This window comes from Streptacidiphilus jiangxiensis (assembly GCF_900109465.1).
Classification (GTDB): domain Bacteria; phylum Actinomycetota; class Actinomycetes; order Streptomycetales; family Streptomycetaceae; genus Streptacidiphilus; species Streptacidiphilus jiangxiensis.
Genome location: NZ_FOAZ01000037.1, coordinates 43,238 through 50,567 on the forward strand (window position 1 = coordinate 43,238; position 7,330 = coordinate 50,567).

Sequence of the window (7,330 nt, forward strand, 5' to 3'; positions counted from 1 at the left end):
GACTCACGCCTCGTCGGAGGCGTCGTCCAGTTCGATGTCGTCCACAATCTCTTCTTCGGCAGCGGAGTCCTTGCGGTTGAACTCCACCTGGACGCGCGCCTTGGCGATCTCGGTGAAGGCGAGACGACGCTCCGTGGCCTTGCCACGGCCCTTCACCGGCGGGATCTCCAGGAGCACGCCCTCGTCGTCCGACTCCAGCACCCGACCGGTGAGCTCGCCACCGGCGGTCAGCTGGGTCTTCACCAGACGCGTGGCCCCGCGACGCCAGTGGCGCGGCTGGGTGAGCAGACGCTCGGCACCCGGGGAGCCGACCTCGAGCCGGTACTCGGCCTCGCCCATCAGGTCGCTGCCGTCCAGGGCGTCGCCGAACTCGCGGCTCAGATCGGCCACGGTGTCCAGGTCCACGCCGCCGTCGGCGTCGACCACGACCTCCAGCACCCGGCTGCCGCCGATACGGGCGACCTTGACCTCCTCCAGGTCCACACCCGCCTTGGCGGCGAGCGGCTCCAGCAGCTCCTGCAGCCGGTCGTTCAGGGTGGTGCTCATCCGAATACTCCTCGGCCGCGTCTGCTGTTGTCGGAAGGTCTGGTCACGCAAAGGTGCGCCCATAGCCTAACCGGTCGGCCCGCCCACCGCCGATTCGGCACAAATCTCCCGGGCCCGCGCACACGATTGCTTCACACGGTAACGTCCCTGCTCATGGCCGCCTCCCTTCGCCGCCGCAGCCTGCTCACGGCCGGGCTGCTCACCGCTGTCGGCACGCTCACCGCATGCGGCAGCGCCTCCGGCTCGGCGCACGCCGGCTCCCGCCCGCGCCCGACACCGGTGGACCCCGACACGGCCGCCCGCCGGCGGGTCGGTGCCGCGATCACGACGCTGCTCGCCGGGTACGACACCACGTCCGCCCACGGTGAGCTGCGCAGCGGGCTGGCCGCGCAGGGCGCTGCGGTCGGCGTGGCACGGAGCGCGGCACCGCCGACGGCGTCCGCGTCTGCGTCCGCCTCCGCGTCCGCGTCTGCCGCTGCCTCCGTCTCCGCGTCCGCCGCTGCCGCCGCTGCCGCCGGAGTGAGCGACGGGGAGTTGGCGAGCGGGGAGATCGGGCTCGTGACCCTGTGCGCGACGGAACTGCAAGGGGTCTCCCCCGCGCTGGCGCGGCTGCTCGCCTCCGTCGGCGCGGGCGCGGCACAACGCGCCACCCAGCTGGGCGGCCACCTGCCCGCCGCCCCCGACCCCGGCCTCGACGGCCTGCGGCCCACCGCACCCGAGCTGGACGCCCTGCAGGCGGCGCTGGGTGCCGAACAGGCGACGGTCTTCGGCTTCGGCGTCCTCGGCGCGCAGCTCTCCGGCGGCCGCCGGGTCCAGGCGACCGCGGACTATGCCCTGCACCGCGCCCGCCGGGACTCGCTGGAATCCCTGATCGCCACCTCCGGTGCGTCCCCCCACGCGGCCGCCGCCGCGTACGACCTGCCCTTCGCCGTCACCGACGCCTCCTCGGCGGCCCGCCTGGCGGCCCTTCTGGAGTCCCGCCTCGCGGCGGTCTACGCGAACGCGGTCCAGGCCGGCGAAGAGAGCTTCCGCACCGCCTCGGCCACCGAACTCCGCCTCGCCGCCCTTCGCGCCCTCACCTGGGGCGCCGGCCCGGACCCACTTCCCGGCCTGTAGGTGCTCTCCCCTCCAGGGCAAGAGGAACTGCGCGAGCAACCCACCCGAGGCGGATGGCCCTGTCCGCTCGGGATCTCAAGGCCCAGGGTGGCTTCTCGCGCAGTTCCCCGCGCCCCTGGGGGTTGCACAGGCGCATGGTCGACAATGGGCTGAACGATCACGACGAAGGGCGAGCATGACGGCACCGGCCATCAGCATTCCCGCACGGCTCCAGGAGACCGTCCGCTGCTGGACGTCCGAGTCCGGGCAGGCGTGGCTCGACGCGCTGCCGGGGCTCGCGGAGGCGTACCTCGCGCAGTGGGAGCTGACCCTGGAGCGCGTCTGCGAGCCCGGCGGACAGATCAGCCTCGTGCTGCTCGTGCGGCGCGCGGACGGCTCGCCCGCCGCGCTCAAGCTGGGGTACCCGCATCCGGAGGGCGAGCAGGAGCACGCCGCGCTCGCGCACTGGGACGGGCACGGCGCCGTGCGGATGTACGCCTGCGCGCCGCAGGACGGCGCCATGCTGCTGGAGCGCGCGCAGGGAGACGTCTCGCTGCGCTCACTGCCGGAGAGCAAGGCGATGCTGGAGGCCCTCGGCACGCTGCGCCGGCTCTGGGTCGCGCCGCCCGAGGCGCACCCGTTCACCTCCGTCGCCGACTACGTCGGCGGGCTGCGGGAGGTGCTGACCCGCCGTCGGACGATGCCCGCCGCCGCCGAGCTGAGACCGCTGGTCGACGAGGCGCTCGACGTCTCCGCCGGGATGCTGCAGGACTCGACCACCCGCGACGAGCGGCTGCTGCTGCACGGCGACTACCACCACGGCAACGTGCTGGCCGCCGAGCGCTCGCCCTGGCTGGCGATCGACCCCAAGCCGCTCGTCGGCGAACGCGCCTACGATCTCGCCTGGCTGGCCCAGGACCGGCTGGACACCCTGGCCGGTTCCCCCGGCCCGGAGGCCGCCGCCCGGCGGCGGCTCCAGCGGCTCGCCGCCGACGCGGCCGTCGATCCCGAGCGGCTGCGCGGCTGGACCCTCTTCCGCACCGTGGAGGCGGGCCTGTGGAGCCTGGACGTGGGCGACACCCGGCACGCCTCGCTCTTCCTCGAGTTCGCCGCCATGCTCTGACCCTGACCCTGCTCGTCCGTTCCCGCGTTCCCGGAGTGATGTACCTGTGGCAGAGCCGCCACGCCGCCGCCGTCTGTCCGACGAGGAGATCGAGCGGGCCCCGCGCTTCAGCCCCTACCTGCTGCTGCCCTGGGTGCTGCTGGCCCTCGTCCCGCTCAACTCCGACGTGCTGCACGGCCAGTACCCCCGGCCGATGCTGGCCCTGCTGGTGCTGGGCATCTTCGCGGTGCTGTACTGCGCGACGGTGGTGACCGCGCTGCGTCCGCGCCTGCACCACGCACGGCTGCCGCTGCTGCTGGCGGCGCTGCTCGTGCCGGTGACCGCGCTGCTCGCGGGTGCGCTGCCGCACGCGTTCCTGCTGTACCCGCTGCTCGCCGTCGCACTGGCGCTGGTGGCGCCGGGCCGGTGGTACCTGGCGGCACTGCTGGGCGTGCCGGCGCTGTCGGCGCTGACCCTGTGGATGCGCAGCCAGTACGACGTGATCGTCTACGGGCCGCTGGGCTGTTTCCTGGCCGCGGGGCTGGTGCTCGCGCTGTTCCGGCTCTCGATGGTCACCGAGCAGCTCAAGGAGGCCCGAAGGGCGCACGCGGAGCGGGCCGCGGAACACCGTTCGGACGACCACCGGGACGGGTAGCGGCCAGCGGCAGCGGCGCGCCCATCACCGCGTAGGGCAGCAGGGTGTTGGGGAACATGACGCGCCGGGCGAGGTCCCGGTAGCCGAGGGAGCGGTAGAGCGCGCGGGCCGGGGTCTCCCGGTCCACGGCGGAGAGGATGCTGCGCGGCAGCGCACTCGCGGCGCACAGGGTGGTGATCAGCGCCCGGCCCAGTCCGATCCCCTGGTACCGGGGATGGACGTGCAACTCGGTCACGGAGAAGGCCTGGTCGAGCCAGGCGGCGTGGCCGTTCGCCGCGAGGTAGGGCTCGATGACGGTGCTCCACCAGTGGGTGCGGTCGTTGGGCATGCCGTAGCCGAAGCCGACGAGCACGCCGTCGTGCAGCGCCCCGAAGGCACGGACGCCGGGGATGTCGGCGTGCCGCTGGACGATCTGCAGGCGCAGCGCGACCTCCTCCGGCCCCAGACCGAACGCCACCGCCTGCACGTCCAGCGCGGCGGCGGCGTACTCGGCGAGGTCGACGGCCTCGATCCTGACTTCGTCCATATGCGGACGCTACCGCCTCCGACGGACGATCAACCATGCGGGCCGGGCGGGCGCTCGGCGCCCACCCGGCCCGCGGGGGGTCGGCCCCGGTCAGTGCCTGCGGCCCCCGGCGGCCAGCAGCCGGGCCGCGCAGCCGAGCAGCAGCAACGACAGCGCCAGCCCGGCGTACGGCCAGAGCCGCGGGCTCGCCCCGGTGTCGGCCAGCCGCCCGTGGGTCGGCGTCGCCTTGGCGGACGGCGCCGCGACCATGGTGGCGGTCCCGATCATGCCGGTCCCGGCGCTCGCGGAGGCGGTGGCCCCCTCACCGACCGGCACGGGGCTGGGCACCACGTCCCCGACGGGGACGAAGGTCGGAGCTCCGGCTCCGCCGGAAGCCTGCCCGACAGGAGCGGGGCCCGTCCGACCGCCCGCACCACTGCCGGCCACGGCCGAGCCGACCGGATCGCCTGCCCCGCCCGCGGCCTGCGCCGCGGGCGTGCCCGCGCCCACGGGCGGGACCGACTTCGGCGAGGCCGAGTTCGTGCCGCCCCCGGGTGCCGTGGCCGGGACGGAAGCGGCGCCCGAAGCGGACGCCATGCCGGTGGCCGGGTCCGACGGGGCAGCGCCCGCGCCGGAGGCCGAGCTCGACACGGTCGGCGTGCCCGAGGGCATGCCGGGCGCCGTCGGCGCGCCGGTGGCACCGCCCGACGGCGAGGCCGACGTCGACGGCGCAGCCGCCTGCGGACAGCCCAGGTTCTGCAGGGACGCGGTGAGCCGCTGGCTCAGGAAGTCCTGCAGGTTCTGTCCGGCCGTCGGCGAGGGGGACGCGGTGAAGAGCTGCGCGTCCGCAGCGAGCCGGGTCGCCGCGCCGGCGGCGAGGCGGGTGCAGTAGGTGGGGCCGTCACCGGGGTCCGTGCCGGTCCCGCGACCCAGGCCGGGTTGGTCGACGCCGACCCGGTAGAGGTCGGTCTTGGTGCGGCTCTGCCGGCCGCCCGCGCCGAGGACCATCGGGTCGTTGCGCGGCACGAGGGCGACCGGCGCAGCCTGGTCGGCGGCGGCCTGGAGCTCGTCGAGGGCCAGGGAGGTGGCGCTGTGGCCCGGGTCGGCCTGATCGGGGGCGGTCCAGGGGGTGCAGCCGAGGGCGGGGTCGACAAAGGCGGTGAGCAGCAGGTTGTCGCTGCCGTTGAGCAGCGCCACCGCGCCCTGGGGGCCGAGAGCCCGCGTCGCCGCGGCGGTGCGCTGCGCGGTGCGACCGCCGGGGGTGGCCAGGTAGGCGGTGGTGACGTTGTCGCTCTGGTCCTGGTCGACGATGCCGAAGTCGCGGGTGGTGGGGCAGGGGGCGCCGTCGCGTCCGACCCCGAGCGGGGGCACCTTCAGCCGCCCGGTGCGCTCCGCGCCTCGTGCCGCCGAGAAGAACGCGGGCGCGTTGCAGTAGGCGAACTGACCGAAGACCGACCCGCCGGTGCCGTTGACGCAGCGCCCGGCGGTGGTGTTCCCACGCAGCGTCAGGTTGGTGCCGTTGAAGCCGAACCAGATCCCGACCACGGCGTGGGCCGGCAGCTTGGGCACGACCGGGGCTCGGGCGGGGCGGGTGCCGCGGTCGACGACCAGCGGGTCGTAGACGGAGACGGCGCCGGTGGCCGGATCCAGCACGGTGGCCTGGACGAAGGCGGACTGGGCCGGATCGGCCTCGTGGCAGGGACCGTTGGCCGCGTCGGTCGCGGTCAGCTGGTAGGGGCTCGCCAGCCCGGCGGCGGTGAGCGGGGCGGCGGGGACCCGGAGCGTGCAGTCCGGGTTCGGGGTGGCGGGCGGCTGGGCGGCGGCGGGGGTGCCGGGCGCCGTCACCGCGAGAGCGCTGCCGACGAGGGCGACGAGGCCCAGCAGCGCGGTGAGCAGGCCGGCCAGCAGGGGGAGTCGGCGGCGGGGCCTACGGCGGCGGGCGGTGCCGCGCGAGCGGGTGCTTCGGTGGGATAACACGCGCCGTCCTTCCTTCGGGGACGCCCTGCGGACGGCGGCGGACGGGGACGGTCACGCGCGGTCGAACGGGGCGAGGACGGCGCGAGTGTATGCATGCCGCGCACCCGTACGAGAGGGGCAAAACGACAATCGCCACACAAGCATCACGTGTGCACACACGACGCTCACATCACGCGCGTCTTTCAGAACAGCACGCTCATGAACGCACCGATTTCGGTGAACCCCACCCGACGGTAGGCCGCGCGTGCGACGGCGTTGTAGTCGTTCACGTAGAGGCTGACGACGGGGGCCACCTCGCGCAGCGCCGCGTCGACGACGGTCGCCATGCCGCTCTCGCTGTGGCCGCGCCCGCGGAACTCCGGGGCCACCCAGACGCCCTGGATCTGGCAGGCGCGCTCGGTCGCCGCACCGATCTCGGCCTTGAAGACCACCTTGTCGCCCTCGAAGCGGGCGAACGCGCGGCCGCTGGTGACCAGTTCCGCGACGCGGGCGCGGTAGAGCAGGCCACCGTCGCCGGCCAGCGGCGAGACACCGACCTCCTCGGTGAACATGGCGACGCAGGCCGGCAGCAGCAGGTCCATCTCGTCGCGGCGCACCCGCCGCACCCGCGGGTCGGGGGCGATCTCGCGCGAGGGCTCCCAGGTGGCCATCAGGGGCTGGCGGGCGCGGACCTCACGGGCAGAGCCCCAGTGAGGCTCCAGCAGCGACCACAACTCGGCGATGGCCTCGGCGGGGCCGACGATGGAGGAGCAGCGTCGCCCCTGCTTACGCGCGCGGTCGGCGAAGGCCTGGACGGCCGCGGGGGACGTGCTCAGCGGCACCAGGTTGGCGCCGGAGTAGCACAGCGCCTCCAAGCGGCCGTGCTCGAAGAACCCCCACATCTCGCCGCCGAGCCGCCAGGCATCGAGTCCGGCCACGGCGACCCGGGCCGCCACGAAGGCGTTCTCGATCGGGTTGCGGTCCAGCACCTCGAGCGCGGCCGGCAGGTCCGCAGGCGTCAGCACACGCGTGGTCGCCACAGAACTGCTCAACACGGGGGCACCCTATCTCCTCATGCGGCCCTGGTGACCCCCTGAACCAAGGCGTGACAAAAGACCGACCTGGGATCGACGGTGGCCCGGAGGTCCGGGTCACGTCAACCCCAGGTCGGCTGGTGGTCCTACTCGGCGGCGACGACGGTGGGGGTGCCGGACTCGACACCGGCCTCCTGCATCTGCTCGGCCAGCTTGAGGGCCTCCTCGATCAGGGTCTCCACGATCTTCGACTCCGGCACGGTCTTGATGACCTCGCCCTTGACGAAGATCTGGCCCTTGCCGTTGCCGGACGCGACACCGAGATCGGCCTCCCGGGCCTCGCCCGGGCCGTTCACGACGCAGCCCATCACGGCGACGCGCAGCGGCACCTCCATGCCCTCGAGCCCGGCGGTGACCTCCTCCGCGAGCTTGTACAC

General features: G+C 74.4%; 7 protein-coding genes and 1 pseudogene. 3 read left to right on the plus strand and 5 right to left on the minus strand.

Features of this window, described 5'->3' with window-relative positions:
* Window positions 1-3 precede the first annotated feature (3 nt).
* A complete protein-coding gene (rimP, locus tag BMY61_RS40005; protein WP_042460537.1) occupies window positions 4-546 on the minus strand; it encodes a ribosome maturation factor RimP in 543 nt (180 codons plus the stop codon).
* A 153-nt stretch (window positions 547-699) separates the two neighbouring features.
* Between rimP and BMY61_RS48165 the strand changes: the two genes are divergently transcribed.
* From BMY61_RS48165 to BMY61_RS40020, 3 genes are all read left to right on the plus strand, one after another.
* On the plus strand, window positions 700-1,662 hold the full coding sequence (locus tag BMY61_RS48165) for a ferritin-like domain-containing protein (RefSeq protein WP_143094757.1): 963 nt from the start codon (window positions 700-702) through the stop codon (window positions 1,660-1,662).
* Between the two features lie 175 nt (window positions 1,663-1,837).
* A complete protein-coding gene (locus BMY61_RS40015; protein WP_042460540.1) occupies window positions 1,838-2,764 on the plus strand; it encodes an aminoglycoside phosphotransferase family protein in 927 nt (308 codons plus the stop codon).
* 46 nt (window positions 2,765-2,810) lie between these two features.
* The gene (locus tag BMY61_RS40020) at window positions 2,811-3,398 is read left to right on the plus strand and encodes a hypothetical protein (protein ID WP_042460542.1); all 588 of its coding nucleotides are present in this window, start codon (window positions 2,811-2,813) and stop codon (window positions 3,396-3,398) included.
* On the opposite strand, the gene BMY61_RS40025 is transcribed toward BMY61_RS40020, so the two are convergent.
* The 4 genes and pseudogenes from BMY61_RS40025 to BMY61_RS40040 all read right to left on the minus strand — a co-directional run.
* A complete protein-coding gene (locus BMY61_RS40025; protein WP_082015683.1) occupies window positions 3,328-3,924 on the minus strand; it encodes a GNAT family N-acetyltransferase in 597 nt (198 codons plus the stop codon). The genes BMY61_RS40020 and BMY61_RS40025 overlap by 71 nt on opposite strands.
* A gap of 90 nt (window positions 3,925-4,014) precedes the next feature.
* Window positions 4,015-5,880 (minus strand): hypothetical protein, encoded by a 1,866-nt coding sequence (locus tag BMY61_RS46805; protein WP_063773412.1) that lies wholly within the window; start codon window positions 5,878-5,880, stop codon window positions 4,015-4,017.
* Window positions 5,881-6,062: 182 nt separating this feature from the next.
* Window positions 6,063-6,911: a GNAT family N-acetyltransferase gene (locus BMY61_RS40035; protein ID WP_425314738.1), complete on the minus strand. Its 849-nt coding sequence runs from the start codon at window positions 6,909-6,911 to the stop codon at window positions 6,063-6,065.
* 128 nt (window positions 6,912-7,039) lie between these two features.
* Window positions 7,040-7,330 (minus strand): annotated as a pseudogene (locus BMY61_RS40040) (flavodoxin-dependent (E)-4-hydroxy-3-methylbut-2-enyl-diphosphate synthase); the annotation flags it as partial.